This window comes from Serratia sp. Z4, assembly GCF_009900725.1.
In the GTDB taxonomy this organism is placed as follows: Bacteria; Pseudomonadota; Gammaproteobacteria; order Enterobacterales; family Enterobacteriaceae; genus Serratia; species Serratia nematodiphila.
This window is the reverse complement of sequence record NZ_JAAABD010000001.1, coordinates 901195-927696: the sequence shown is the minus strand read 5'-3', so window position 1 is coordinate 927696 and position 26502 is coordinate 901195. Positions and strand designations below refer to the sequence as shown.

21 protein-coding genes are annotated in these 26502 nt (G+C 58.3%); 6 read left to right on the top strand and 15 right to left on the bottom strand.

Annotated features, from left to right (window positions below):
- The first annotated feature begins 117 nt into the window (after positions 1–117).
- From pncB to GT753_RS04500, 4 genes are all read left to right on the top strand, one after another.
- A complete protein-coding gene (gene pncB / locus GT753_RS04515; RefSeq protein WP_004928202.1) occupies positions 118–1323 on the top strand; it encodes a nicotinate phosphoribosyltransferase in 1206 nt (401 codons plus the stop codon).
- Positions 1324–1538: 215 nt separating this feature from the next.
- Positions 1539–2939 (top strand): asparagine--tRNA ligase, encoded by a 1401-nt coding sequence (gene asnS, locus GT753_RS04510; RefSeq protein WP_015377341.1) that lies wholly within the window; start codon positions 1539–1541, stop codon positions 2937–2939.
- A 301-nt stretch (positions 2940–3240) separates the two neighbouring features.
- The gene (ompC, locus tag GT753_RS04505) at positions 3241–4368 is read left to right on the top strand and encodes a porin OmpC (protein ID WP_075684383.1); all 1128 of its coding nucleotides are present in this window, start codon (positions 3241–3243) and stop codon (positions 4366–4368) included.
- 245 nt (positions 4369–4613) lie between these two features.
- Positions 4614–5804, top strand: a complete 1191-nt coding sequence (locus tag GT753_RS04500; RefSeq protein WP_160125312.1) for an amino acid aminotransferase — start codon at positions 4614–4616, stop codon at positions 5802–5804.
- Positions 5805–5880: 76 nt separating this feature from the next.
- Here the strand turns inward: GT753_RS04500 and GT753_RS04495 are convergent, their stop codons facing one another.
- The 7 genes from GT753_RS04495 to cmoM all read right to left on the bottom strand — a co-directional run bounded on the left by GT753_RS04495 (position 5881) and on the right by cmoM (position 16610).
- Positions 5881–6528 (bottom strand): MBL fold metallo-hydrolase, encoded by a 648-nt coding sequence (locus GT753_RS04495; protein ID WP_075684382.1) that lies wholly within the window; start codon positions 6526–6528, stop codon positions 5881–5883.
- 64 nt (positions 6529–6592) lie between these two features.
- A complete protein-coding gene (locus tag GT753_RS04490; protein WP_004928217.1) occupies positions 6593–7141 on the bottom strand; it encodes a YcbK family protein in 549 nt (182 codons plus the stop codon).
- A gap of 180 nt (positions 7142–7321) precedes the next feature.
- Positions 7322–9130 (bottom strand): L,D-transpeptidase, encoded by a 1809-nt coding sequence (gene ldtD, locus GT753_RS04485; protein WP_160125311.1) that lies wholly within the window; start codon positions 9128–9130, stop codon positions 7322–7324.
- Between the two features lie 221 nt (positions 9131–9351).
- A complete protein-coding gene (gene mukB, locus GT753_RS04480) occupies positions 9352–13800 on the bottom strand; it encodes a chromosome partition protein MukB (protein WP_160125310.1) in 4449 nt (1482 codons plus the stop codon).
- Complete coding sequence (gene mukE / locus GT753_RS04475) at positions 13797–14525, bottom strand: chromosome partition protein MukE (protein WP_004928226.1); 729 nt, start codon at positions 14523–14525, stop codon at positions 13797–13799. The genes mukB and mukE overlap by 4 nt, the downstream gene beginning before the upstream one ends.
- The gene (gene mukF / locus GT753_RS04470) at positions 14506–15828 is read right to left on the bottom strand and encodes a chromosome partition protein MukF (RefSeq protein ID WP_015377335.1); all 1323 of its coding nucleotides are present in this window, start codon (positions 15826–15828) and stop codon (positions 14506–14508) included. The genes mukE and mukF overlap by 20 nt, the downstream gene beginning before the upstream one ends.
- Complete coding sequence (gene cmoM, locus GT753_RS04465; protein WP_015377334.1) at positions 15825–16610, bottom strand: tRNA uridine 5-oxyacetic acid(34) methyltransferase CmoM; 786 nt, start codon at positions 16608–16610, stop codon at positions 15825–15827. The genes mukF and cmoM overlap by 4 nt, the downstream gene beginning before the upstream one ends.
- Positions 16611–16762: 152 nt before the next feature.
- Here cmoM and elyC point away from each other — a divergent pair, with 152 nt between their 5' ends.
- Positions 16763–17536 (top strand): envelope biogenesis factor ElyC, encoded by a 774-nt coding sequence (elyC, locus tag GT753_RS04460; protein ID WP_015377333.1) that lies wholly within the window; start codon positions 16763–16765, stop codon positions 17534–17536.
- 7 nt (positions 17537–17543) lie between these two features.
- Here elyC and GT753_RS04455 read toward each other — a convergent pair whose 3' ends face one another.
- The 6 genes from GT753_RS04455 to GT753_RS04430 form a co-directional block, all read right to left on the bottom strand.
- Positions 17544–18440 carry a YcbJ family phosphotransferase gene (locus GT753_RS04455; protein ID WP_160125309.1) on the bottom strand — a complete coding sequence of 299 codons (897 nt, stop codon included), beginning with the start codon at positions 18438–18440 and terminating at the stop codon, positions 17544–17546.
- Between the two features lie 150 nt (positions 18441–18590).
- On the bottom strand, positions 18591–19340 hold the full coding sequence (gene kdsB, locus GT753_RS04450; protein ID WP_004928235.1) for a 3-deoxy-manno-octulosonate cytidylyltransferase: 750 nt from the start codon (positions 19338–19340) through the stop codon (positions 18591–18593).
- Complete coding sequence (locus GT753_RS04445; protein ID WP_004928237.1) at positions 19337–19519, bottom strand: Trm112 family protein; 183 nt, start codon at positions 19517–19519, stop codon at positions 19337–19339. The genes kdsB and GT753_RS04445 overlap by 4 nt, the downstream gene beginning before the upstream one ends.
- 296 nt (positions 19520–19815) lie before the next feature.
- Entirely contained in the window at positions 19816–21042 is a 1227-nt protein-coding gene (locus GT753_RS04440; RefSeq protein ID WP_160125308.1) for a winged helix-turn-helix domain-containing protein, read from the bottom strand.
- Between the two features lie 113 nt (positions 21043–21155).
- A complete protein-coding gene (locus tag GT753_RS04435) occupies positions 21156–21377 on the bottom strand; it encodes a cold-shock protein (protein WP_004928241.1) in 222 nt (73 codons plus the stop codon).
- 223 nt (positions 21378–21600) lie between these two features.
- Positions 21601–21810, bottom strand: coding sequence for a cold shock domain-containing protein (locus GT753_RS04430; protein WP_004928244.1), 210 nt, complete (start codon positions 21808–21810; stop codon positions 21601–21603).
- Between the two features lie 525 nt (positions 21811–22335).
- Here GT753_RS04430 and GT753_RS04425 point away from each other — a divergent pair.
- A complete protein-coding gene (locus tag GT753_RS04425; protein WP_004928247.1) occupies positions 22336–23742 on the top strand; it encodes a VOC family protein in 1407 nt (468 codons plus the stop codon).
- 2 nt (positions 23743–23744) lie between these two features.
- On the opposite strand, the gene lpxK is transcribed toward GT753_RS04425, so the two are convergent.
- Positions 23745–24725, bottom strand: a complete 981-nt coding sequence (gene lpxK, locus GT753_RS04420; RefSeq protein ID WP_015377330.1) for a tetraacyldisaccharide 4'-kinase — start codon at positions 24723–24725, stop codon at positions 23745–23747.
- Complete coding sequence (gene msbA, locus GT753_RS04415) at positions 24725–26473, bottom strand: lipid A ABC transporter ATP-binding protein/permease MsbA (protein ID WP_015377329.1); 1749 nt, start codon at positions 26471–26473, stop codon at positions 24725–24727. The genes lpxK and msbA overlap by 1 nt, the downstream gene beginning before the upstream one ends.
- Positions 26474–26502: the final 29 nt, after the last annotated feature.

Here is a 26502-nt window from a genome sequence, read left to right as displayed (position 1 = left end):
TCGGTGATTTATGGTGTGATGCAGCTTCAATAACAGGATAATCCGGGTATACTCCACCCCCACTTTTATGATTATCCGGATTTGGACACGCGCCTGACGAGGATGCTGTAACGCGCTATGACTCAATACGCTTCCCCGATTTTGACATCACTGCTTGATACCGATGCTTATAAGCTTCATATGCAGCAAGCAGTGTTCCATCGCTATCCCGCGATCAGCGTGGCGGCGGAATTCCGCTGCCGCGGCGACGAACTGCTGGGCGAATATGCCGACGAGATCCGCGCGCAGGTGGCGCTGATGAGCCGGCTGGCGCTAACCGACGCCGAATTCGCTTATCTTTCGGGCCTGCCCTTCTTCCGTCAAGATTACCTGAACTGGCTGCGAACGTTCCGCTACGATCCGCAGCAGGTCACCATCGACAACCGCGACGGCAAGCTGCAAATCCGCATCGCCGGCCCCTGGCGTGAAGTGATCATGTGGGAAGTCCCATTGCTGGCAGTGATCAGCGAAGTGGTGCACCGCCGGCGCTCGCCGCTGGCGACGCCGGAACAGGCGGTGGCGCATCTGCAAACCAAGCTGGCGCAGTTCAAGACGTTGGCGGGCGATCTGGATCTTTCGCGCTTCAAGTTGATGGATTTCGGCACCCGCCGCCGTTTCTCTCAGGGCGTGCAACAGGCCATCGTCAGCACCTTGCAGGCCGAATTCCCGTACCTGTCGGGCACCAGCAATTACGATCTGGCGCACCAGCTGGGTCTGGCGCCGGTCGGCACGCAGGCGCATGAGTGGTTCCAGGCGCATCAGCAGATAAGCCCGGTGCTGGCCAACAGCCAGCGCGCCGCATTGCAGGCCTGGCTGGATGAATATCCGGACCAGCTTGGCATCGCGCTCACCGACTGCATCACCATGGATGCCTTCCTGCGCGACTTCGGCCCGCAGTTCGCCGAGCGTTATCAGGGGCTTCGCCACGATTCGGGCGATCCCGTCGAGTGGGGTGAAAAGGCCATTGCCCACTATCAGAAACTGGGCATCGACCCACTGAGCAAAACGCTGGTGTTCTCGGACAATCTGGATCTGGAAAAAGCGCTGGCGCTCTATCGCCATTTCTATCAGCGCATTAATCTCGGCTTCGGCATCGGCACGCGCCTGACCTGCGATATTCCCGGCGTTAAGCCGTTAAATATCGTGATCAAGCTGGTCGAGTGCAAAGGCAAGCCGGTGGCCAAACTCTCCGACAGCCCCGGCAAGACCATCTGCCAGGACCAGGCGTTCGTCAGGGCCCTGCGCAAGGCCTTCGATCTGCCGCTGGTGAAGAAAGCCAGCTGAGCCTTCTTTATATAAAGAGAGAAAGCCGGCCCGGTTCACGCGCCGGCTTTTTTGTTTTTATCCCGAACGCCCTCTTTTCAGTCAGCCGCGATAAATGTTGCGCCAATCCGATGATTTCTGCTTGTGCTCTGCACCGCGGCAAGTAACATAGCCATTACCCCCATATTCTTGGGTTGTAAGCTATTTCTAAACCAAATTATTAAAGAGAGAAATCTATGAGCGTAGTGCCTGTAGTCGACGTACTGCAAGGTCGTGCTGCGGTTGACAGTGAAGTCACCGTACGCGGCTGGGTACGTACCCGGAGAGATTCAAAAGCTGGTATCTCCTTCCTGGCCGTCTATGACGGTTCCTGCTTTGATCCGTTACAGGCCGTCGTTAATAATTCTCTGCCGAATTATCAAGATGAAGTGCTGCACCTGACCACCGGCTGTTCGGTTGAAGTTACCGGCAAGGTCGTCGCCTCACCGGGCGAAGGCCAGAGCTTCGAGCTGCAGGCCACCGCGATCAAAGTGGTCGGCTGGGTCGACGATCCGGATACTTACCCGATGGCGGCCAAACGTCACAGCATCGAATACCTGCGCGAAGTGGCCCACCTGCGCCCGCGCACCAACCTGATCGGCGCCGTGGCGCGCGTGCGTCATACCCTGGCGCAGGCGATCCACCGCTTCTTCCATGAAAATGGCTATTTCTGGGTATCTACCCCGCTGATCACCGCCTCCGACACCGAAGGCGCCGGCGAGATGTTCCGCGTCTCCACGCTGGATCTGGAAAACCTGCCGCGCACCGACAAGGGCGCCGTCGATTTCAGCCAGGACTTCTTCGGTAAGGAAGCCTTCCTCACCGTTTCCGGCCAGCTGAACGGCGAAACCTACGCCTGTGCGCTGTCCAAGGTATACACCTTCGGCCCAACTTTCCGCGCTGAAAACTCCAACACCAGCCGCCATCTGGCTGAATTCTGGATGATCGAGCCGGAAGTGGCCTTCGCGACGCTGGACGATGTCGCCGGCCTGGCCGAAAGCATGCTGAAGTATGTGTTCCAGGCGGTGCTGGATGAGCGTGCAGACGATCTGAAATTCTTCGCCGAGCGCGTGGATAAAGACGCTATCGCGCGTCTGGAGCGCTTCGTCTCTTCCGATTTCGCCCAGGTAGACTACACCGACGCCATTGAGATCCTGCTGGCCTCTGGCCAAACCTTCGAAAACCCGGTCTCCTGGGGTATCGATCTCTCTTCCGAACATGAGCGTTATCTGGCGGAGAAACACTTCCAGGCGCCGGTAGTGGTGAAAAACTACCCGAAAGACATCAAAGCGTTCTATATGCGCATGAACGAAGACGGCAAAACCGTCGCGGCCATGGACGTGCTGGCGCCGGGCATCGGTGAAATCATCGGGGGCTCTCAGCGTGAAGAACGTCTCGACGTACTCGATCAGCGTCTGGAAGAGATGGGCCTGAATAAGGAAGACTACTGGTGGTATCGCGATCTGCGTCGTTACGGCACCGTGCCGCATTCCGGTTTCGGCCTGGGCTTTGAACGTTTAATCGCCTATGTCACCGGCGTGCAAAACGTGCGCGATGTGATCCCGTTCCCACGCACCCCACGTAACGCAAGCTTCTAATTTATACGATCACACGTTTTTTAAACGATTTCGTTACAAAACAAAGGCCAGCCTCGCTGGCCTTTCGCATTTTTTAATATTGACGCACGTCACAAAGTTCCCGAAAAATTACATTTGGTTACACATACTTTCCTTTTGCAACCTCATTGCGACATTGGTATCATTTTCGTCCTAGATTAACCCGCCTGTGAATGGAACACTGCGTTCAGACACAGGACGACACCAATCTATCAACAATAGTTCCCAAGGAATTATTGGCGGCAGTGGCAAAGGTGTCCGAATAACACCAATGAGGGTAATAATGATGAAGCGCAACATTCTTGCAGTGGTTATCCCGGCTCTGTTGGCTGCTGGTGCAGCAAACGCAGCTGAAATCTACAACAAAGACGGCAACAAGCTGGATCTGTACGGCAAAGTTGACGGTCTGCACTACTTCTCCGACGACAAAGGTAATGACGGCGATCAGACCTATGTTCGTTTCGGCTTCAAAGGTGAAACTCAGATTACTGACCAACTGACCGGTTACGGCCAGTGGGAATACAACGTCCAGGCTAACCACTCCGAATCTCAGGGCACCGAAGGCACCAAAACCCGTCTGGGCTTCGCGGGTCTGAAATTCGCTGACTACGGCTCCTTCGACTACGGCCGTAACTACGGCGTACTGTACGACGTGGAAGGCTGGACCGATATGCTGCCAGAGTTCGGTGGCGATACCTACACCATCACCGACAACTTCATGACCGGCCGTACCAACGGCGTTGCGACCTATCGTAACAACAACTTCTTCGGTCTGGTTGACGGTCTGAACTTCGCTCTGCAATACCAGGGCAAAAACCAGAACGACGGTCGCGACATCAAGAAACAAAACGGCGACGGCTGGGGCATCTCCTCTACTTATGACATCGGCGAAGGCATCAGCGTAGGTGCAGCATACGCATCTTCCAACCGTACCGATAAGCAGAAAGACGAATCCAACGAGAAAGGCAAAAAAGCTGACGCTTGGACCGTGGGCGCGAAATACGACGCCAACAACGTCTACCTGGCCGCGATGTACGCAGAAACCCGTAACATGACCACTTACGGCGGCAAAAACTTCGGTGCTGGCTGTGCAGCTACCGATGACAAGTGCGGCGGCTTCGCGAGCAAAACTCAGAACTTCGAAGTGACCGCTCAGTACCAGTTCGACTTTGGTCTGCGTCCAGAAGTGTCTTACCTGCAGTCTAAAGGTAAAAACCTGAACGTCCCAGGCGTGGGTTCTGACCAGGATCTGGTTAAATATGTTTCTGTTGGTACCACCTATTACTTCAACAAAAACATGTCCACCTACGTTGATTACAAAATCAACCTGCTGGATGACAACGAGTTCACCAAAGCAACCGGCACCCCTACTGACGATATCGTAGCTGTTGGTCTGGTATACCAGTTCTAAGTTGTCTCGCTTAACGGCGGTTCACCGTCGGCTAAGTTAAAAAAACAGGGCTTCGGCCCTGTTTTTATTTGTGTCTGCCGGTAACGTTTTATCCTGCAGATTTCCCCTTATCCCTCATTTTTTCTGTCGAATCCTTCCCGTTCACAAGATCGCGGTGTTTTTATCGCAAACGGTTGGCAAAGCCGATAACTGGCGCTACCCTGATGCTTCTGTCTGCTTAACTCCGAGATTTGGAAGCACCTGACATGTTTGAAAAAATCACCGCCGCACCCGCCGACCCGATCCTGGGCCTGACCGACATTTTCCGCGCCGACGCCCGCCCGAATAAAATCAATTTAGGCATTGGCGTTTATAAAGATGAAACCGGCAAAACCCCGGTGCTGACCAGCGTAAAAAAAGCTGAACAGTATCTGCTGGAAAACGAGACCACCAAAAACTATCTCGGCATTGAAGGCATCCCGGCGTTTGCCAGCTGCACGCAAGAGCTGCTGTTCGGTAAAGAGAGCCCGATCGTCACCGATCGTCGCGCACGCACCGCACAGACGCCAGGCGGCACCGGCGGCTTGCGCGTAGCGGCAGACTTTATCGCCAACCAGACCAGCGCCAAGCGCATCTGGATCAGCAACCCAAGCTGGCCGAACCACAAGAACGTCTTTAGCGCCGTTGGCCTGGAAGTGCTGGAGTACGCCTACTACGACGCAGCCAACCACGCGCTGGATTTTGACGGCCTGCTGAACAGCCTGAAACAGGCTCAGGCCGGTGATGTCGTGCTGTTCCACGGCTGCTGCCATAACCCGACCGGTATCGATCCAACGCCGGAACAGTGGGCGCAGCTGGCTGAACTTTCCGTCGCCAACGGGTGGTTGCCGCTGTTCGACTTCGCTTATCAGGGCTTCGCCAACGGCCTGGAAGAAGATGCGCAAGGCCTGCGTATTTTCGCCGCCAAACATAAAGAACTGATCGTCGCCAGCTCCTACTCGAAAAACTTCGGTCTGTACAATGAGCGCGTCGGCGCTTGCACCCTTGTAGCTGCCGATGCCGAGACTGCCGATCGCGCCTTCAGCCAGGTGAAAGCGGCTATCCGCGCCAACTACTCCAACCCGCCGTCACACGGCGCGGCCGTTGTCGCCACCATTCTGGGCAATGACGCGCTGCGCGCGATGTGGGAGCAGGAGCTGACCGACATGCGCCAGCGCATTCACCGCATGCGTCAGCTGTTCGTGAACACCCTACAGGAGAAAGGCGCACAACAGGACTTCAGCTTTATCATCCAGCAGAACGGCATGTTCTCATTCAGCGGCCTGACCAAAGAACAGGTGCTGCGTCTGCGTGAAGAGTTCGGCGTATACGCCGTAAACTCGGGCCGGGTGAACGTGGCCGGCATGACGCCGGACAACATGGCACCGCTGTGTGAAGCCATCGTCGCCGTGCTCTAAAGCATCGACGCAGGTCATAAATCATAAAAAAAGGGCGCTCTATGCGCCCTTGATTATTTCGGCCGGGAAATAATCGTTACCACACCGCCGGCTCTTCGCGCAGGAACGGATTGGTCTGGCGCTCGTGGCCAAAGCTCGACATCGGGCCGTGGCCGGGAATAAAGCGCATATCGTCGCCCAATGGCAGCAGCTTGGTGCGAATAGAGGCGATCAGCGCCTGATGATCACCGCGCGGGAAGTCGCTGCGCCCCACGCCGCCGTTAAACAGCACGTCACCCACCAGCGCCAAACGCGCCTGCTCATTGATAAAGACGATGTGGCCCGGTGTGTGCCCAGGGCAATGCAACACCTTGAGCGTCATCTCACCCACCTGCATCTCATCGCCTTCCGACAACCAACGGGTCGGGGTCAGCGGCGCACACTCTTCCAGCCCGAACATCCGGCTCTGCGCCGGCAAACCATCCAGCCAAAAAGCGTCCTCTTTATCCGGGCCGTAAATCGGCACCTGATAATGTTCCGCCAGCTCCGCCGCCGCGCCGACGTGATCCAAATGGCCGTGCGTCAGCAAAATCTGCGTGATTGTCACACCCTGTTTCGCCACTTCCGCTTTGATTTTTTCCGCTTCGCCGCCGGGATCGACCAACGCCGCCTGCTGCGTGTTTTCACACCAGATCAGGCTGCAATTCTGGCTAAAGGCGGTAACGGGAATAAGATGGTATTTCATAAGGCTCCAACGACAATAACACCGCCTCCGCAAGGAGCGGCGTTATTCACTGAGGGCACCGCGATTACCAGCTCCGAACCGGGCCGGTATCGATGTGCACGAAGTTGCTACGTGGGTAATATCCTACACCACCGGCGCGCATTTTTAACGCCGCTTTACGGATATTACTCAATTGGATACCTTCAATATGGAAATCCATCGCCTGGCCCTTGGTATGGTAGCTGTGCTTGGCCACACCGCGGCTGTGCGCGCGCAATTCGTTATTGGTATCTACGGAACGGTAACCGGAGATCAGCTGCACCGGCTTGCTGGTACCCAGCAGCCCCTGCAGGCGATAGAGGTGATCAAACAAGCTGGGATCGATCGATTTAACCTTGTTGGCGCGATAATCGCGGAACAGATGATTTAGCCGAACCAACTCTTCTTTATTGTAGCCTTTGCCGTCAAAGAACTCGGCTTTAATAGATTCACCGGTATTCAGGTTATTCAGCACTAAAATACGCGGTCGAGCGGTGGAAAGACTGGCAAATGCCTGCCCTGGAAGCAGCGCTATGCCCATAGCGGCGCCACCTAGCGCCAGCCATTTACGGCGATGATGATCAATTTTGTCCATGACTCTGTTAAACCCGGCAAGAATGTCAAAATAAATGCACAAAGCAGCGCACTGTCCGAACCATAACCGCCTGCGTATGCTGAGTCAACCCGCGATACGCCTAGGTTTACAGGCCCCCGGCTACGAGGGCCTGCGGTATAGCCAAACATTCTGACCGTTATTTATTTATAATTACTGCATTTACTGCATTAATTTTTTGGCCTGAGCCAAAATTTGTGCGCCCGATCTCACCGTATTATCATAATTGTAAATATCTGTACGGAATTGCGGTTGGCCATCATCCGAAACCCAGGCGGTCAGATAATACAGTTTTACGGGAATACGCTGGCGAATATTCACATAAGTGGTATTGCCTTCTTTCAGCGTGGAGGAAACGCGGCTATTGTTCCAGCCGGCATCCTGCAGCAGCATATTCGCCAAATCGGAAGCCTTGTTCACCCGCACGCAGCCGGAGCTGAGCGCGCGGATGTCTTTCTGGAACAGGCTGTGGTTCGGGGTATCGTGCAGGTAGATGGCATCCGAGCTCGGCATATTGAACTTGAAACGCCCCAGCGAGTTGGTGGCGCCCGGCGCCTGGCGCACGCGATACGGGAAGTTGCGCGCAGAAACCATGCTCCAGTCGATCATCGCCGGGTTGATCACTTCCGCATCGTTGCTCCAGCCTGACAGCACGGTATAGCCGTGTTTCTGGAAATAGTTACCGTCGCGCATCGCCTTCGGCACAATATCCTCACGCACCAACGTAGTCGGCACGTTCCAAGGCGGGTTGACCACCACGTTGTTCAACGCGCTGCTCATCAACGGCGTCTTGCGGCTCGGCCGCCCGACGATAACGCGGGAGGACAACACTTCGTTGCCGTTCTGATAGTAGGTCAGCGAGTAGTTGGGAATGTTCACCATAATGCCGGTGCCGACATGCCCCGGCAAGATGCGCAAGCGCTGGATATTCAGCGCCAACAGCGCGGCGCGGGTTTTCGGTGACACGTTGAGCCACTCGCGGGTGCGCACGCCGATCACGCCGTCCGCCGTCAACCCCTGCCATTTCTGGAAACGCTTGACGCCCTCCACCAGCTCGTTGGTATAGAGGTTGTCGCTCACCACGCTGCCGATCTGCGGCGGCGTCTGTTCCGCGGTCAACTCCGTCACCGGCGCCACCGATGGGCTGACCGTCACACGGCTTTTCTCTTCGTCTACCGTCAGCCCGCCGTCGTCGGGTTCATTGCTCTTCGCCGAAACCACCGCCGGTTCCGGCTCCGCTTCCGGCGCCGAGGCGGCCAGCATGCCGGTGCGCGTCAGGATCTCACGCAGCGCCGGGATATCGTTGCTCATTTGGCCTGGGCGCAGGCTCGGGCCACTGCCCACCTGCGGCCAGGGGCGGTTGTCCGCCAGCATGTCACGCAGCGCCTGATGCATCTTGGCGTATTGCGGATGCTGCGGCGCAAGCGAATTCACGTAGCTCAGGGTTCGCGCCTGGCGCACCGCCAGCTGCCATTGATTGATCACCGCAGTGGGCGGCAAACCAAGCTTGTAAGGAATATTGCTGTACAGCCAGTTGTTGCCGTTGGCGCCGATGGCGGATACAAACTGCAAATAGCCCAGCATCGCATCGGACAACACCGCATCGCGGCCCGCTTCACTGAGCGCCGGATCGGTCAACATCTTCACCCACTGGGTGAACTGCGGCTGTACGCCGGACATCGCCAGTTCGGCCAGCTGCTGTTGAAATTGCTGAACAGCCTCGCGATCCTGCCACATCGGCTGCATATGATTCGCCGCATACAGCGGCGCCAGCGTGGAAAGGTAGTGCAGATCCATACCGCGCGGCAACGCGGCCAGCAGTTCAGAACGACTCTGCGCAACGGACATGCCTGCTGTTGCCACCGGTAACGCCGTTACGGTGGCCAAGGCGGAAAACGACGACACAAGACTACAGGCGATAGCGCCACTCAGCGCCAAACGTCGTAGAGAGTTTCCCTTTTTAAGCAACATCCCTTGCCCCCTGTATGCTCACAAAAAAAAACGTCAAAAACTGCATATAGTTTCAGTATACAAACAGAAAGGCCGTTTCGCCCTGCGGGCGTCGAATAACTGTTTATGTGATTAAACTAACCGCTTTTCAACGGATAAAAAAGCAGGACTATCATCCACGCGCACAAAAAAATAGCCACCCTGCGGCGGCTATTTTCGGATTTTTAGGGCGTTTTTCTGCGTTACGGCGTTTCGACCGGCGCAGTGCCCAGCGCCGGCGGCTCGCCGGCGAAACCGCGCAGCCCCACCACGTGCACATGCTCGTGGTTCTGGAACACCTTACGCACCAGTTTATAGGTGGTGCCCTTCTCCGGACTGATGTTTTCCGGCGCCGCGATGATCAGCTGCATCTCCAGACGATCGCACAGTTCGAACAGCGTGGCGATCGACTTGGCATCCAGACGCGCCGCTTCATCGAGGAACAGCAGGCGACACGGCGAGATATCTTTACCGCGCAGGCGGCGGGACTCTTCTTCCCAGCTCTGCACCACCATCACCAGGATTGACATCCCGGTACCGATGGCTTCACCGGTAGACAACGCGCCGCTTTCCGCACGCAGCCAGCCGTCGGAACCACGGTACACCTCAACTTCCATTTCCAGGTAGTTGCGGTAGTCCAGCAACTCCTCGCCAATGGTCTGTGGCGTACGCTGCCCCATGTCGATCTGCGGATTCAGGCGCTGATACAGCTTGGCCAGCGCTTCGGAGAAGGTCAGGCGGTTGCTGTTGAACAGATCCTGATGCTGTTCCTGCTGCTCGGAGAGCACGTCCAGCAGAGTGGCATGCGCTTCGCGCACATTGACGTTCAGACGGACGCTCTTCACCTGGCCGAAAGCAACGGCCTGCAACCCCTGGTTCAGCATGCGAATGCGGTTCTGCTCGCGCTGAATGGTTTTGCGAATGATGTTGGCCACGCTTTTCGAACTGATCGCCAGCTTCTGCTCGCGCGCGGTCAGTTCTTCGGTCAGACGGCCCAGCTCAATCTCCATCTGCTCGATGGCCTCGACCGGATCGTCGGTACGGATGATGTCCTGGCGGATACGCTCGCGCAGGTGTTGGTACACCGCGATATAGAACTGAATCTTACGCTCCGGCCGCTTCGGGTCTTCCGACAGACGCAGCACGTCGCGCAGGTGTTCGTTGTCCGCCACCGCCAGACGCAGCGCGCCGAGCGCCTTATCCGACATCGAGCGCAGCTCGTCGCCATCCATATACGCCAGCTCGCGGCGATGCAGACGGCGTTCCACGCCGTTGTCTTTCACCAGACGCATCACCGCGCACCAGCCCGCCTTGGCGGTCACCACCTGCTCGCGCAGCTGATGGTAGTCGCGTTCCAGCTTGCGCAGTTTCTTCTGCAGGCCATCCATTTCGGCTTCGCAGAAGGTCAGCTGTTTCTCCAGCTGATTGCGGCGAGCGCGGTTGTTGCTCAGCGCCGCATGCAGCTCGTCGCGGCGCTGACGCGCGCGCGCTTCGGCGTTGGCGTCGGCCTGCACGCCGATATCCACCAGCTCCTGGCTCAGCTCTTTCAGCATGTCGCGCTTGGCGTCATACGAGCTTTTCAGCGAGGCCAGCACCTGGCTGTATTGAGTGAACTGGGTTTGATATTGACGCAGCTGCTCACGGGCGCGGGCGCGTTCGGCTTCCGCCTGTTCCAGACGCTGGCGCAGCTTGTCGTTGAGATCGTTGTTGGCATTCTGCATGCCGGCGGAGTCGGTATAGCTGAAGTGCGCGCGGCGCTGCACCACTTCTGTCAACGCGAACGCCTGCTGTTTGGCCTGACGCTGCACGCTTTGCGCCTGCGCGTAGTCCTGCTGCAGCTGTTCATGCTGCTGCGGATCGCTCTGCAGCACCGACAGCAGCGGCTCCAGTTTGGTCAGCGACACCCCGTGCTGTTGAATGTGGCGCGCGGCGTCCTGTGCTTCTTCCAGCTCTTCGCGGATCTCGTCGACGCGATCCTGCAGCGTTTCATCGTTCAGCAACGACACCAGCGGCATCAGGCGGTTGAGCGCGGAAATGCCCTCTTTGGCCTGATCGTACTGCTGGCGCTGCTGCTGATTCTGCGCTTCGTGATTGTTCAGCGCACGCTCGATCTCGCCGCGACGGGCGTTCAGGCCGCGGATCTCCGCTTCCGGATCGGCGTCGAACGCCACCGCCAGATGGGTGCCGATAAAGCGGCTGAAGGCCTGATGCGAACGCTGGGTTTTCTGCACGTCGAACGACAGCGTGGCATAGCGCTCCGCCAGCGTTTCACGCTCGGCATGCAGCACTTCCAGGCGGTTTTCGCGCGCCGCGCGGCCGAACAGCGGCACTTCCGGGTAGCGGGAATAACGCCACTGGCGATCGGCGATCTTCACCACCACCGCTTTGTCCTGTTCTTCGACGGCAAATACGCTGTCATCGAACGACTGCGGATCCCCTTCGATCAGGTAGAGATCTTCCGGGCAATCTTCCAGCCCTTCCAGCATCTCGCGCACCAGCGACAGATCCGGCACCACGATGGCGTGGCGCGAAGGGCCGTACAGCGCCGAGAAGTAAGGCGCGTCGTCGATGGTAACGTCATCGTAAATTTCCGACAGCAGTACGCCGCCGAAACGTTCGGCCAAGGTGACCAGGCGTTGATCTTCCGCGCCGCCCGGCTGGCTGAGACGTTCGATCTGCGCTTCCACTTCGCGCTTGCGCGCCGCCACTTCGTCGCGCTCGACAGTGGTTTCGCGCTCACGCTCCAGCAGCTGCTGCATGTATTCAGTCACCTGCTGGCTGTTTTCCAGCGGCTCTCCGCTCTGATCGCTGAGCTGGCTCAGGGCGTCCTGCGCTGCCAGCCACACCGGGGCGCGCGCCGTCAGCTCACGGATGCGCTGCTGGATCTGCTCCAGCTCCTGGCGCATCTCCATGCGGCGTTCGCCGGCTTCGCTGACGTTCTGCGACAGCGCTTCCAGGCGCTCTTCCAGCTCCTGCTGCAGCATGTCGAGATCGTCCGGCTGGTACTCTTGGCCATGGCGTTTGCAAAATTCTTGCAGCAGGCGCTCGGCGTCCTGCTGCGAGCGCAGGCGCTGTTCCAGTTCGCTCAGGCGCAGGCGCAGCGGCTGAACGCGCTCGGCGAGGTGTTGCTGCGAAGGCCAGTCGCGCAGCAATTCGCGCGCGCACTGCCAGGCTTCGCTGCGGCTGACCTGACCGGCGATTTTACCCACCAGCTGATAGGCCTGCTCGAACTGGCCGTGCGCGGCGTCGGCCACGCTCAGCTTCTGTTCCAGCATCAGCAGCGCTTCGGTCGCTTCCTGCTCGCGGGCCTGGAAGGTGTCCAGCCACTGCTCGGCGTTGTCGGCGGTCAGAGCCGGCAGTTGGCACAGCGCGCGCGCGCGCTCCAACGCCTGCAGCGCCTGCTGATACTGAATGGCGCGGGTCTGCTGCACGTCGAGCGCCTGCTGGTAGTCGGCCAGCTGGCTCTTCAGCTCATCCACTTCCAGCTCGGCCGCTTCGGCGCGCGCTTCGTTTTCGGCCTGCTGCTCGCTCGCCTCGGCCACCACTTCGTTCTGCTCTTCCAGACGGTAGGTCAGCTCTTCCAGATCGGCTTCATAGCGTTCGATCTTCTCCTGCTGACGCATGGCCGTCTGCACCAGATTCAGGTGGTCGCTGGCTGCCTGGTAATCGGTTTCCAGATCGGATTCGGCACCGCTCTGTTCGCTCAGCTCGCGCGCCATTTCCACATGGCGATACTGTTCGGCGGCCAGCTGCTTGCGGCTGCCCAACAGATCGCTGCGCAACGCCAGCGCGCCGTCCAGATGGATGCGGCGTTCGTTGGCGTGGCGCATATAGTCCGCCGCCACATAGGAGGTGGCCTCGGAGATCAGATGCTTGAACAGGTCGCGATCCGACTGGGTGACGCGGATCGCTTCCAGCGTCATGCGGTTTTCGCGCAGCGCCGCTTCCATGTCCTGGAACGCCTTGCGCACGCCACTGTTTTCCGGCAGCAGGTAATCACGCAGCGAGCGGGTGATGGCGCTGGAGATACCGCCGTACAGCGACGCTTCGATCAGACGGTAGAACTTGCTGCGATCGGCGGACGAACGCAGGCGTTTCGGGATCACGCCCAGATCGAACATCAGCGAGTGGTAATCGGTGATGGAGTTGAACTGCTTGAACTGCACGCCCTCCATCTCTTCCACGCGCTCTTTCAACTCTTGCAGCGACAGCACGCGCGCCTGGCGCTCACCCACGGTCTGGGTCAGCAATTCAGTCGGCTGTACCGCGGTCGGCAGCCCCTGAATGGTGAACGGTTTGATATCGACCTTGCGGTCGCGCCCTGCCACCTGCTGCAGACGCACGCCAACCACCACGCGCTGGTGGCGTGAATTGACGACGTCAAGAGTGGAGTAACACACGCCGGCGCGCAGCTTGCCGTGCAGGCCCTTGTCGCGCGAGCCGCTGGTGGCGCCCGCTTCGGTGGTGTTACGGAAGTGCAGCAGCGTCAGGTCGGGGATCAGTGCGGTGACGAAGGCCGCCATGGTGGTGGATTTCCCCGCCCCGTTACCGCCGGACAGCGTGGTCACCAGCTCATCCAGATCAAAGGTGCGGGCGAAGAAGCCGTTCCAGTTAACCAGCGTCAACGAGCGAAATTTACCGCGTTCAATCATTCCTGTTCATCCTCTGCACCGTCAGGAGCGTTATCAACCTGCTGATCCTCAGCGTCATTCTCATCGTTCAGCGACAGGCTGGTTTCAACCGGCATCGCCTCGCCGTCGCGAATCATGCGCAGCTGCGCTTCACGCGGATCGTCGCCGCTGCGCACGTCGGCGCCGAAGCGGAACACCGCCTCGGTAATGCGGAACTTGCTGCTGTCATTGCCCATGAAATAGACCATGCCGAGGCGGCGCAGACGGTTCAGCGAGGTGCGCACCTTTTCGTGCAGCTTCTGCCGATCGAGATCCGAACCGGTAGAGCGCTGGTTGACGAACTTCAGCAGCTTGTTCTCATCGGCCAGGCTCAGCAGCTCGTCGTACAGCTCCTGATGGCTGAAAATGCCCTCGTGCGCCAGGCGCTCGGGGCTGAGATACAGGTAGCACAAGATCTTACCCACCATCATATCCAGCTCGGACAGCACCGAACGCGGGATCAGCGTGGTGGAGCGCGGGCGCAAATAGAAGAAACCTTCCGGCGCCCGAATCAGCTCGACGCTGTAACGGTTGTAAAACTCTTCCAGCTCATCCTGGAAATCCATTAAAAAGGCGTGGTTGTCCAGCTCATCGATACCGATGTGACGACCCGCGCGCAGTTGGCTATCCAATGCCGGAAACAGCGAGTTGGACAGCGCCTTGGCCAGCTTGACTGGCATTACTTGTTCAATATTTGTCGATGACATGGGCCTGGACCTTGGCTCCGTAATCATTGATTGCCTGCCATTCCGCCGGCAACCCTGAGAAATCTGCTTCAGCCACACCGAGGCGCACAGCCTGGTCGACCACTAAACGTGCCACGTCGAAATGACGCGCACGCGGATATTGCGCCAGATAATCGCGCATCACCGCTGCAAGGTTGAGCGGCATCTGCTGTTCCTGGTACACCTTCAGCGCCTCTTCGATCATCGCCGCCAGCTGTTCGCGAATCTCGCTGAACTCTTCGAACTCCAGATCCGGCGGCAGTTCCCCGGTCACTTCATCGCTGCGCAGCGCCAGTTCTTCGTCGCGCATGTCCAGCAGACGATCGGCATTGGCATGGGTCAGCGCCCACGGGTGGTCGAAATAGGTTTGCACCGACTGGCGCAGGCGCTGGGCGAACACGCGGTTTTTGTCCATATCGATAGCGGTACGGATAAATTTATGCACGTGGCGATCGTAGCCGATCCACAGGTCGATCGCCTGCTGACCCCAGCTGATGATGCGATCCAGCTTGCTTTGCAGATCGAACACCAGCTTGTCAACGAAACCCAGCTCCACGTTGCCGAGGGTTGCGTCCTGGATGCGCAGCAAGTTGGCCTGCAGCTTATCGCCCGCCGCATCCAGCGTATCCTGCAGCTCGCGCAGGGTGCCCGAGGTTTCCGACAGCAGCATCTCGCAGCTGGAGATCGCCGCCCGCCAATCTTTGCTCAGCAGCGCCGCGATGTCGTTCTTCACGCTCTGCTGCTGCTCGTCCATCACGCGTTGGGTCATGTCGATGCTGTCGAAGATTTCCGCCACCGAATATTTCAACGGCGCGAACACGTTGCGGTGCCAATGGAAATCGTCGCCGCCTTCGTCGGCGGCGTCGGCGGCGCGCTTCAGTTCCTGCGCCACGATCGACAGCTGCATCGACAGGCGCAGCGTGGAGAATTCGCGTTGGCGAATATAGTAATCGGTAATGCCGATACCCAACGGCGTCAGGCGGTAAATCGCGTTGCCGTCCGCCAGCTCGCTGGTAAAGCGGTTCAACAGGCGCTGGCGCACCATGTCGTTAATCGCATTGTTGGCGCGCATCGCCACCGTTTCATGCGTCTGTTCAAAACCCTTGCTGACATGGCGAAATGCATCAACCAGCTCACCTTCGCTCATCTCGCCGTCCAGTCGTTCGCCGTTCAGGGTGGCGATAGCGAGCAGAAATGCGAGACGCTCCGTAGGGAGCGAAATAGAGAAATCATTTTTCCGTGCCCAGGCGACCAGTTCGGGTACTGTCTGGGAAAATTCACTCATAGTTCGTCCTTCAGGTTTGGTTTATGCGCCATGACGTGAATATAGCGCCCCAAACTCACGTACGGCTCCTGCCGGCAATAGTGCTGTTCAAGCGCCAGTAACTCTTCAAATTTTTGTGTTTGCAGCTGTCTGCTCTGCAGATAGTCGTGGAACACCCGCACGCCGGTTTTGCCGCCGATGCGCATGCCCAGCTGTTCCAACCAACCGTAGACCAATAGCGGATCGTGCGGATATTGCGGCGACAGCGAACGCTTGCGGCGCCGTCTGACCTCGGGATCCACCAGTTGGAAATTACCCAACACCACGTTGCGCATCAAGAGGCCGTTGGCGTTGAAGAACATCAGCGACAGTGCGCCGCCCGGCGTCAGGCAGTCATACAACGCCTGCAGCGCCGCTTCGGGCTCGGCGATCCATTCAAGCACTGCATGAAACAATATCAGATCAACCGGCTGTTCCAAATGTTGAGCGATATCCTGCGCAGAACTTTGTACGAATTGCATGTTCTGGCTCACACCTTTCTGCTCCGCCAGCTGCGCGGCGCGCTGGATCATCTCACCAGAAAGATCGCACAACAACACCTGATGTCCTAATTCTGCCAGTTGGCAGGCCATATGGCCTTCACCGCCCCCGGCGTCGAGAATGCGCAGCGGCCGCTGCGGCAACTGCGCCAGCAGCCCGGTCAGATCCTGCCAAACCACCGCCTGGCGGATTTTTCCTTTCGTGGTGCCGTAAATATTACGCGCAAATTTTTCAGCAATATCGTCAAAATTGCGATCCTGCATGGACAACGGCTCCGCTGATCTCATTCTTGTCGGCGGCAAAGCGCACGCCCATTCAAACCTGCTATTTTGGCACAGACTGACTTAGAATGTATCTTCTTGCGGCCTGTTTATACCTGGATGCCGCTTTTTCACCCAAAAGGATCTGATTTTCGATGCTGTTCAACCTGAAAAAGTTCTTTGGCGCCCTGCTGATGCCACTGCCGCTGTTGATGCTGCTGATGGGGCTGGCGCTGCTGCTGCTGTGGTTCACCCGCTGGCAAAAAAGCGGTAAGACGATTTTCACGCTGAGCTGGCTGTTTTTACTGCTTTTCAGCCTGCAACCGGTGGCCGACCGGCTGCTGCGGCCGATCGAGGCCGAATACCAGACTTATCGCGGTAACGATCCGGTCAGCTACATCGTCGTGTTGGGCGGGGGCTATACCTACAATCCCGATTGGGCGCCCAGTTCAAACCTGCTCGGCAACAGTCTGCCGCGCGTGACGGAAGGCGTGCGGCTCTACCTTGCACATCCCGGCGCCAGGATGGTGTTCACCGGCGCGTCCGCCGGCCCCATGCAAAGCAACGCCGCCACTGCGGCGCTGGTGGCCGAAAGCCTGGGCGTGCCGCGCAGTGATATGGTGATCTTGGGGGAACCGCGCGATACCGAGCAAGAGGCCGCTCAGGTCGCCAAATTGGTCGGCGAGCAACCGTTCATTCTGGTGACCTCCGCCAACCATCTGCCGCGCGCCATGCGTTTCTTCAAGGCTAAGGGGCTGCACCCGATCCCGGCGCCGGCCAACCAGTTAGCGATCGACTCGCCGCTGAATATCTGGGATCGCGCCACACCGTCGTCAATGTTCCTCGGCCATACCGAGCGCGCGTGGTATGAAACGCTGGGTAGTCTGTGGCAATGGCTGAAGGGCGCAGATAGCGCCGGCGCAGAGTAAAGCTCGTTCAACCGGCCAGCCAGGGCAGCAGCTGTTGCGACGCATAGTCGAACGGCCGCCGCTCCAGCTTGCCGGTATGGATCAAACGCCCTACCGCTTCCCACACCACATATAGCCAGCGCCGCGCCAGGAAAGCGTCGGCGACCGGCGCCCGCTGCAGATAGCTGAACAGCAGCTGGCTGGGCATGCCCGCCTCGCAGAGGCGGAAAAGATCGTATTCGCGCGGCGCCCACAGCACTACGCCGGGATTGAGCATCGCCAGCAGTTGATCGCTTTTGGGATCTTTCAGCATGCTGCGCAGCGATAAGTTACCGTGCACCAGAACACAGGGATCATCGAAGCCGACGAAGAAATGGGTCAGCGCTTCGCGCGTGCGGTACAGCAAACGCCGATCCGCCATGGTCAACTGCGGGGTGGTGAGATTGACCACCGTCGCCCACAGCACTTCGACCCGCTGTTGATACCAGCAAAACCAGTCATTCTCCTGCGTGCTGTCAACGCTGCCGACGCTGCCGTGGCTGTCGATGCGGTGCCAGGCCAATATCCCGTCAACGATCTGCTCCATCAGCATATTCCAGCGATCCGGAGAGCGCGTCGGCGCCTCAGCCGACACGCCGCGCAGGCGCTCGAGCAGCAGGATTTCCGTATACGGCGCCTGGTGGGTACACACCACACCATACACCGTAGGCAGGCGAATATCCCCGTCGCGCGCCAGCATCGACAGCTTGTACGCCTCCTGCTGGGCGATGCCCCGACAGATAAAGCTTTTCGCCATCAGCGGGATCGCGTTGCCCTGCCGATCGTACAGCGAATACATATGCGCATAAGGCTGTTCGCTCACCCGCTCCAGCCGGCTGATGGACTCACCCAGCACAATGCTCAGTTCGGCGCGTAACTGCTCCATAAGGCATTCACCTCAGGCTAATTAGGGGGGATGCGTAACATCATCGAACGGCGAGCGGAAAAATTCTTCAACGCAGATCAACAAAACGGGGATCAATAATGGGGGTATTGCATCGTCGGCGCGTTGCGCGGCGCGCCGACGAAATCAGGCTCAGGGTTGAATGCTGTCGCGCACGCGCTGGAGGTCTTCCGGCGTATCGACCCCCACGCTCGGGATCGCTTTCGCGACCGCCACGTGGATCTTTTCACCGTACCACAGCACGCGCAGCTGTTCCAACAGCTCGATCTGCTCCAGTTGGCTCGGCGCCCAGCTGACGTAGCGGCGCACGAAGCCCGCGCGGTATGCGTAGATGCCGATATGACGCAGCAGGCTGTCGCCGATGCTCTCTTTCGACGCGGCGAAACGCTCGCGATCCCACGGAATGGTGGCGCGTGAGAAATAGAGCGCGTAGCCCTGCGCGTCCATCACCACCTTCACCGCATTGGGGTTGAAAGCCTCTTCGGCGCTCTCGATCGGCACCGCCAACGTCGCCATGCCGGCCTGGCTGCCCGCCAGGTTTTCCGCCACCTGCCGCACGATAACGGGTGGGATCAGCGGCTCATCGCCCTGCACGTTAACGATGATCTGGTCGTCGGCAAAGCCGTAGTGCGCGATCACTTCCGCCAGACGCTCGGTGCCGGAATGGTGATCCGGGCTGGTCATGCACACTTCGCCGCCGGCGGCTTCCACCGCTTTGGCGACTTCAGGATGATCGGTCGCCACGATGACGCGGCTAGCGCCGGACTCACGGGCGCGCTCCATCACATGCACCACCATCGGCTTGCCGTGAATATCGGCCAGCGGTTTGCCCGGCAAACGGGTTGAGGCATAGCGGGCGGGAATAATAGCGATAAAACTCATGCGTGCTTCTCATCCAGCGACAGCGCACGCGCTTCATTTTCCAACAGCACCGGAATGCCATCACGCAGCGGGTAAGCCAACCCATCCGCTTTGCACACCAGTTCCTGGTTTTCTTTATTGAAATAGAGTTTGCCGTTGCATACCGGGCAGGCAACGATTTCGAGTAAACGGTGGTCCATGCATCCTCCGCTAGGGGATAGGTCATCTGGGAAAGGCAGTGAGGATAGCATAACGCCCGGCCTCAGGTTAATCATCGGCGGCGCCAAGGTGCCGATATTTCCTCACTGCGTCAGCGCGACAGCTTGAACTGCGGCGCATCCCGGCGTAGAATTTTGTGATACAAATCACAAAAAAGCCGTGATACATGATCAAACGTCTGCATAAAATCATCGCTCTGTTCGCTAACTTCAGCCACTGAGCCCCTTTGTAACGAGCGACGCTTCACTTCGTTTTACCCCACCGACGGCGTCGCTCGTTATCCCACTTCCCAGCCGGCACCCCATTCCGCGGCCAACGCGGCCGGAATGTCGCCCAGCGCGACGCGTTGCGCACCGTGCCATTTGGCCGTGCGCGCGATGGCCTGCCGGATGTCCTGCGCTCGCTGTTTACCGAAGCGCACCTGCGGCTCCGCATGGAAACTGATGATCTCGAAGATGCCCTGGCGACGGTGCGCCTTGGCGTCAATCCGCCCCACCAGCTCGCCCCGATGCAGCACCGGCAACGTGAAGTAACCATAGCGACGTTTTTCTTTCGGCGTGTAACACTCCAGCCGATAGTCAAAGTTGAACAGTTCGAGCGCCCGGCGGCGATCCCACACCACCGGATCAAAAGGCGACAGCAGGCTGGTGACCGTCGATTTCAGTTTGCCCTGCTCCGCCAGCGGCAGCAGTTCCGCCAGTGATTCATGCACATAGAACTGCCCTTCCAGCCCCTCTACCTGCACCGGCGAAATTTCCCCCTGCGCCTGCAGCTCTGCCAGCAAGGCTTTTGGCGCCACGCGTTTCAGCCGATAATAATCCGCCAACCACTCGGCGCGGAAAATGCCCAGATAGCGGCAGGTGCGATGCAACATCTGCCGGCGCGCCCGCTCCGCAGGCAGCGTATGACGCGCATCGTCCCAGGCCGGCAGCAGCCTTTCGGTCAGATCGTAAACCCGGTGGAAGTTGCGACGCTCGGCCACCATCAGCTTGCCGGCGGTAAACAGGATCTCCAGGTGCCGTTTCTCCGGTTTCCAGTCCCACCACCCGCTGTTGCCTTTCTTCTCGGCGCTGAAATCGGCGGAACGCACCGGCCCCTGTTGTTCGATATGCCGCAGCAGGTTGTCCATCGCCGCCTGGTGCTGCTGCACCCAGTCGGCCGAGTATTTCCAGCCCATATCATGCGGCGCCAGCATGCGATGCCGCAACAGACCAAAATCCTCGATCGGCAGGAAACAGGCCTCGTGCGCCCAATACTCGAACAACTTGCGGCCGGCGAGCGCCTGCTCCAGCCACTCCGGCTGATAGGCCCCCAAACGGCTGAACAGCACCAGATACGGGCTGCGGGCGACGACGCTAATGGTATCGATTTGTAACAGCCCCATGCGCTGGATCGCGCTCACGACATCATCGGGCCGAGCCTGGCGTTTAAGCGGAGAAAGCAGCCCCTGGGCGGCAAGGTGCAGTGCGCGAGCGGCGGTAAGGGAAATGGTCGGGGTGGTCATCCTGATATCCGTGGCGAGTAGGCAATGGCCTGATAATAGTGGATATCGCGGGATTTATCTTCGCCAGTGCTTGCGGGTGGCGACACCGGCACTGGCGAGGAAGGAGGATGCGATCAGAACGCGATAACGTCTGCCGCGGACAGCCCATGCGAGCTGCGATAGATCGAGAACTCAACGTTCTGACCTTCGTTCAACGACTTATTTTTGGTGTTGGCGATAGCGTTGCGGTTGACATAGATTTCGTCGCTGCCATCTACCGGTGAAATAAAACCATAGCCTTCGGCCTGATTAAACCATTTCACACGACCCATTTTTAACACAGTATTTTTAAACATAACTTATATCCTTTTACTTGAGCATCCTTGACAACGTCATTTTTTATATTGTCTGGACGCTACCAGCCCATCCTAAAGTTTTTCGTAACAAACCTCTCGTGAGCAAAAAAATAAAAAACCCGCACTAAGGCGGGCTTGTTGAACTTAATATCTTCCGCATGACTCAGCGCTGAAGCGTCACCATGGTTGTATTAAGATCTCTTTATACGCGTTCCCTGTCTTCTTACAGAGCAACTACGTTGGCGGCAGCCGGCCCGCGCGGGCTGTCCTGGATGGTGTACTCGACGCGCTGGCCTTCAGCCAGGGTCTTGAAACCGTCGGTCATGATTGCGGAGAAGTGTACGAATACATCTTTGCCGCCGTCGTGCTGCTCAATGAAACCAAAACCTTTGCTTTCGTTGAACCACTTAACTTGACCAGTCTTCTTAGACATTACTTTTACCTTTAAATATATTTACAAAACCTGCCATAAGAGGCAATTGCGGCCATTTCAGAAACATTACTTATGGGAGGTACTTAGAAGGTTCGTCTTTGAAGCGGAATCGGATGATAACGTTTTTGGAGGAACTGCTTAACTCTAAACTCGAACATAAATAGGTCTGGATTACAGGCCGACTTGCATTTACTCATAAAAATGGTGAATGCACAAGAGGTTTATTGCAATAAATTCATCATTACACCGAATTTATTTTTATCCCCATGAATATACATGACTTAATTTAACGCTCGCCGCAGCCGATCCAGCGCGTTCCTCTCCTCACCGGGGCATCATTTGCCCGTCTGAGCGCTGCAAATGAGAGCTAACGCATAAAACTCTAATATGCTTGACGCCGCTATAACAAATCCCAAATCAGATGGCTAAACTTGAGGGGAAAACAAGGCAGACGGCTTTTTCGCCAGCACTTTTGCCGCTAAAAACACGATTTTTCAGATTATGCTGAATCAAGGAGCTATGCGCATGACCGCCCAGCAGTTCGTTTCACCTAATGAAATCCGCGCCAGATTCTCTCACGCGATGTCGGACATGTATCAAAAAGAGGTACCGCTGTACGGCGATCTGCTGGAGCTGGTGGCGGAAACCAACCGGCAGGTTCTACGCGAAGATGCCGCACTGGCTCATCAACTGCAAATCACCGGCGAGATCGAACGCCTGGCCATGGAGCGCCACGGCGCGATCCGGGTCGGCACGGCGGACGAACTGGCCACCCTGCGCCGCCTGTTCCGGGTGATGGGCATGGCGCCGGTCGGTTACTATGACCTGTCGGTGGCGGGCGTTCCGGTGCACTCCACCGCTTTTCGCGCCATACACGAAGACGCGCTGCAGATCAGTCCTTTCCGCGTGTTCACCTCCCTGCTGCGCCTGGAACTGATAGAAGATCCCGCGCTGCGTGCGCTGGCCGAGCGCTTGCTGGCGCGCCGCCGTATCTTTACCGATCGCGCGCTGGAGCTGATGGCGCTGCAGGAAGCGCAAGGCGGGCTGAATGAAGTGCAGGCGCAAGAATTTGTCGAACAAGCGCTGGAAACCTTCCGCTGGCATAACCAGGCGACGGTCAGCGCCGAAGAATACCGGCAGCTGCACGATCAGCATCGCCTGATCGCCGACGTGGTGGCGTTTAAAGGGCCGCATATCAACCACCTGACACCACGTACGCTGGATATCGATCGCGTTCAGCAAGCGATGCCCGGCCGCGGTATTACGCCCAAAGCGGTCATCGAGGGCCCGCCGCGCCGCCGCCGCGCGATCCTGCTGCGCCAAACCAGCTTCAAAGCGTTGGAAGAAAGCGTCGATTTCGTTGAGCACGACGGCCACGCCATCGCCGGTCACCATACCGCGCGCTTCGGCGAGATCGAACAACGCGGCGTGGCGCTAACGCCTAAAGGACGCGAACTTTACGACCGTTTGCTGCAGGCGACCAACGATGCGTTGCAGGCGCCGCCGAGCGAGAAGAATGCCGAGCGCTACTATCAACTGCTGGAGGAAAACTTCCGGGCGTTTCCGGATGATTACGCCACGCTGCGTGAGCAACAGCTAGCCTGGTTCCGCTATTTCCCGACCGAATGCGGCCTGGCGGCCAAAGAGTCGCTGGACAAGCACAGCACCCTGGAACAGCTGATCGAGAAAGAACACGTTCGCTTCCAGCCTCTGGTGTATGAAGATTTTCTGCCGGTCAGCGCGGCGGGGATTTTCCAGTCGAATCTGGGGGACAGCCGCCACGCGCAGTACAACGCGGTTTCCAGCCGGGCAGCGTTTGAACAAGCGTTGGGCAGTGAGGTGATCGACGAGCTGGCGCTGTATCAGCAAACCCAGCAGCGTTCGCTGGAAGCCTGCGCGCAAGCCCTGGGGCTTGCCACGCTGGCATCCTGAGATTACTTAGTCAGCAGGGACTCGATATCCTGCAGCAGTTGCTCAGCCTGAGCGGACGGTAGCACCGCATCAACCGGTAGATACCACCAATTGGGCTGGGCAAAGGCGCGACACTTCACCGCGTCCTTCTCCGTCATCAACAGCGTTTGATCTGCATTAACCAACGCCGCCAGCGGTTCCTGCTGATATTCCTGATGATCGGCAAACGCCACTTCCTGCACGACTTCGACGTTCAACTTTTCCAACGTCGCGAAGAAACGCGGCGGATGGCCGATACCCGCCATCGCCACCACGCGCGGCAGCTCGGCCGCCGGGCGACGCTCACCGCTCAGCAGGTTCACCGCATCACGCGCCTGCAGACGCATGGCAATTTCCCCGGCCTGCGCCACGCCGCCATTGGCGACGCGCGCATCGACGCTGCCAAGCCGCGCGGCACGTTCACGCATCGGCCCGGCCGGCAACCACCAGCCGTTACCGAAACGACGCACGCCGTCGATGACCACCAGCTCGAAGTCACGCTGTAAAGCGTAGTGCTGCAAGCCGTCGTCGGTGATGATCACATCCAGCGGCTGTTGTTGCAGCAGGGCCTGCACCGCCTCGGCTCGCTTGGGCGCGATCGCCACAGGCGCACCGGTACGTTGATAAATCAGCACCGGCTCATCGCCCGCCTCGCGGGTCGACGTATTCTGACCGAGCACCAGCGGATAAACCGCCGACTTGCCGCCGTAGCCGCGTGACACCACGCCAACGCGATAGCCCCGTTGTTGCAGGTGTTCCACCAGCCAAATCACCATCGGCGTTTTACCGTTGCCGCCGGCGGTGAGGTTACCCACCACCACTACCGGCACCGGCGAACGCCAACTTTTACGCAGGCCGCAGCGGTAACTGAGACGGATCAGCCAACTGAACAAGCCATAAAGCCACGAGAGCGGCAATAGCGCCAGATAAAGCAACGAACCGCCGGACCAGATGCGCTCAATCATTATTGACCAAACTGCATGCGGTGCAGCTGCGCATAGGCGCCCTGGCGCTCAAGCAACTCGGCGTGTTCACCGCGTTCGACGATGCGGCCGTCCTCCACCACCAGGATCTCGTCCGCCTTCTCAATGGTCGACAGACGGTGCGCGATCACCAGCGAAGTGCGGTCTTTCTGCAGCTCGTCCAGCGCGGCCTGAATGGCACGCTCGGATTCGGTATCCAGCGCAGACGTCGCCTCATCCAGGATCAGGATCGGGCAATCGCGCAGCAAAGCACGCGCGATGGCAATGCGCTGGCGTTGGCCGCCGGACAGCATCACGCCGTTTTCACCGATCACCGTATCCAGACCGTTTTCCATCTTGTTGATGAAGTCCATCGCGTACGCCATTTCCGCCGCTTTCTCAATCTGCTCGCGGCTGTATTCGCTCTCGCGCGCATAGGCGATGTTGTTGGCGATGGTGTCGTTGAACAGGTGCACGTTTTGTGAAACCAGGGCCACCTGATTGCGCAGCGAGGCCAGGGTATATTCACGCAGATCGTGGCCATCCATCAGGATTTCGCCTTCCTGAATATCGTAGAAGCGCGTCAGCAGGTTGGCGATGGTGGATTTACCCGAACCGGAACGGCCCACCAACGCGACGGTTTTGCCTTCGGAGATTTTCAGGTTGATATCACGCAGCGCCGGCGTTTCTTTGGCCGGGTAGTAGAAGGTGACGTTGCGGAATTCGATATCGCCTTTCGCACGCTTCACTTCGCGGGTGCCGGTGTCTTTTTCCTGTTCCATATCCAAAATGGAGAACAGCGTCTGACAGGCCGCCATCCCTCGCTGGAACTGGGCATTGACGTTGGTCAGCGACTTCAGCGGACGCATCAGCGCGATCATCGACGAGAACACCACGGTAATGGTGCCGGCGGTCAGGGTTTCCATCACGCTTGGGAAGCTGGCGGCAAACAGCACGAACGCCAGGGCCAGCGAAGCGATCAGCTGAATGATCGGATCGGAAATCGAAGACGCGGAGACCAGTTTCATGCCCTGTTGGCGCATGCGGTTGCTCACCGAGTTAAAACGCTCGGTTTCCACCTGCTGGCCGCCGAAGATCAACACTTCTTTATGGCCTTTCAGCATCTGCTCGGCGCTGGTGGTCACCTGCCCCATGGTGTTCTGCATGTTCTTGCTGATGTTGCGGAAACGCTTGGACACCAGGCGAATGGCGATGGAGACGATCGGCGCCAGCACGATCAGGATCACCGACAGCTGCCAGCTGTAGTAAAACATCATGATGAACAGGCCAATGATCGAGGCTCCTTCACGCACCACGGTCACCAGCGCGCTGGAAGAGGAGGAAGCTACCTGCTCGGAATCATAGGTAATACGCGACAGCAAAGTCCCGGTGGACTGCTGATCGAAGAAGGCCACCGGCATTCTCATCATGTGGCCAAACAGGCGGCGGCGCATTTGCATCACCACCATGCCGGAAACCCAGGAAATGCAGTAGCTTGAAACAAAACTGGTCACGCCGCGCATCAACATCAGCGCAATCACCGCCAACGGCATCCATACCAGCACGCTGCTGTCGGTTTTTCCAAACCCATCGTCCAATAGCGGTTTAAGCAGAGACAGCATCAGCGTGTCCCCCGCTGCGTTCATAATCAACGCAATGGCGGCCACAATCAGCCCGGTCTTAAAAGGAGTGATCATCGGCCAGAGTCGACGGAACGTCTGCCAGGTCGAGAGATCTTTATCATTCATCATGCAAATACCAGCATCGGAAGAAATAGCGG

Bases quoted from the DNA above. Each gene is read 5' to 3' on its own strand.
- elyC (WP_015377333.1), top strand. From the start codon at position 16,763: ATGCTGTTCAACCTGAAAAAGTTCTTTGGCGCCCTGCTGATGCCACTG.
- ldtD (WP_160125311.1), bottom strand. From the start codon at position 9,130: ATGTTGCTTAAAAAGGGAAACTCTCTACGACGTTTGGCGCTGAGTGGC.
- cmoM (WP_015377334.1), bottom strand. From the start codon at position 16,610: ATGCAGGATCGCAATTTTGACGATATTGCTGAAAAATTTGCGCGTAAT.
- GT753_RS04455 (WP_160125309.1), bottom strand. From the start codon at position 18,440: ATGGAGCAGTTACGCGCCGAACTGAGCATTGTGCTGGGTGAGTCCATC.
- kdsB (WP_004928235.1), bottom strand. From the start codon at position 19,340: ATGAGTTTTATCGCTATTATTCCCGCCCGCTATGCCTCAACCCGTTTG.
- GT753_RS04425 (WP_004928247.1), top strand. From the start codon at position 22,336: ATGACCGCCCAGCAGTTCGTTTCACCTAATGAAATCCGCGCCAGATTC.
- pncB (WP_004928202.1), top strand. From the start codon at position 118: ATGACTCAATACGCTTCCCCGATTTTGACATCACTGCTTGATACCGAT.
- GT753_RS04440 (WP_160125308.1), bottom strand. From the start codon at position 21,042: ATGACCACCCCGACCATTTCCCTTACCGCCGCTCGCGCACTGCACCTT.
- ompC (WP_075684383.1), top strand. From the start codon at position 3,241: ATGATGAAGCGCAACATTCTTGCAGTGGTTATCCCGGCTCTGTTGGCT.
- GT753_RS04500 (WP_160125312.1), top strand. From the start codon at position 4,614: ATGTTTGAAAAAATCACCGCCGCACCCGCCGACCCGATCCTGGGCCTG.
- mukF (WP_015377335.1), bottom strand. From the start codon at position 15,828: ATGAGTGAATTTTCCCAGACAGTACCCGAACTGGTCGCCTGGGCACGG.
- GT753_RS04495 (WP_075684382.1), bottom strand. From the start codon at position 6,528: ATGAAATACCATCTTATTCCCGTTACCGCCTTTAGCCAGAATTGCAGC.
- lpxK (WP_015377330.1), bottom strand. From the start codon at position 24,725: ATGATTGAGCGCATCTGGTCCGGCGGTTCGTTGCTTTATCTGGCGCTA.
- mukE (WP_004928226.1), bottom strand. From the start codon at position 14,525: ATGTCATCGACAAATATTGAACAAGTAATGCCAGTCAAGCTGGCCAAG.
- GT753_RS04435 (WP_004928241.1), bottom strand. From the start codon at position 21,377: ATGTTTAAAAATACTGTGTTAAAAATGGGTCGTGTGAAATGGTTTAAT.
- GT753_RS04490 (WP_004928217.1), bottom strand. From the start codon at position 7,141: ATGGACAAAATTGATCATCATCGCCGTAAATGGCTGGCGCTAGGTGGC.
- asnS (WP_015377341.1), top strand. From the start codon at position 1,539: ATGAGCGTAGTGCCTGTAGTCGACGTACTGCAAGGTCGTGCTGCGGTT.
- GT753_RS04445 (WP_004928237.1), bottom strand. From the start codon at position 19,519: ATGGACCACCGTTTACTCGAAATCGTTGCCTGCCCGGTATGCAACGGC.
- mukB (WP_160125310.1), bottom strand. From the start codon at position 13,800: ATGATTGAACGCGGTAAATTTCGCTCGTTGACGCTGGTTAACTGGAAC.
- GT753_RS04430 (WP_004928244.1), bottom strand. From the start codon at position 21,810: ATGTCTAAGAAGACTGGTCAAGTTAAGTGGTTCAACGAAAGCAAAGGT.
- msbA (WP_015377329.1), bottom strand. From the start codon at position 26,473: ATGATGAATGATAAAGATCTCTCGACCTGGCAGACGTTCCGTCGACTC.